The sequence below is a fragment of the Pyrobaculum sp. genome (assembly GCF_049971835.1).
In the GTDB taxonomy this organism is placed as follows: Archaea; Thermoproteota; Thermoprotei; order Thermoproteales; family Thermoproteaceae; genus Pyrobaculum.
Window position 1 is genome coordinate 1 of record NZ_JBMFKV010000409.1, and the last position, 697, is coordinate 697.

At 58.2% G+C, this 697-nt stretch carries 1 protein-coding gene; it reads left to right on the forward strand.

The window, feature by feature from the left end; translation table 11 throughout:
- Positions 1-646, forward strand: a 646-nt coding sequence (locus ACP5J3_RS14995) for an ABC transporter substrate-binding protein (protein ID WP_428496407.1), incomplete at its 5' end; no start/stop codon positions are given.
- Between the last annotated feature and the right edge of the window lie 51 nt (positions 647-697).

The window sequence follows — 697 nt, forward strand, 5'->3', positions numbered from 1 at the left end:
CGGCTACGACCCTGATCCCAAGGCCTTCCCCACGGCGGTTCCCGAGGCGGTTAGGAAGCTGTCAAGCGCCTTGGGCCAGCCCGGCTCCGACGCCGCCGTGGTGTTTGTCACCTTTGAAGACGACGGCGTCATTGCCATCCAGTCAGCCGCCTCCGACCCCGTGTTGAGCAGGGTTAGGTGGGTGGGGACAGACGGCATTGCCTACAGCGAGGCTTTAATTAAGCAGGTGGGCAGGGAGATGGCGGCGGCCAGGATGCTCGGCACGATCGCGGCGCCCGACCCCAACGACCCCAAGTTCCAGGAGTTTAAGCAGAGGTACAGGTCGAAGTACGGCAAAGACCCCGTTGCCTACGACCCGTATGGCTACGACGCGGCTATGATGCTTATGCAGATTGTCTGTAAGCTAGGCACAGACGACCCCGACAAGGTGAGGGCCGAGCTGGAGCAGTGGGGCAAGGAGGGCACCTACCAAGGCGTCACCGGCAAGGTATACCTCGACGCCGCTGGCGACAGGGCGTACCCCAACTACGTCGTATGGGGCGTAGTCACCGAAGGCGGACAACCAAAATACATAGACGCCGCCTACTACTACGGCACAGAAAGAAAGATAGTTATATTTGACCAAGGCAAGCCGCTGTTTCAGTAACTTTATAACTACCTAGAATTTTTTCTAAAATGGCCTCTATCCTCTCAACTC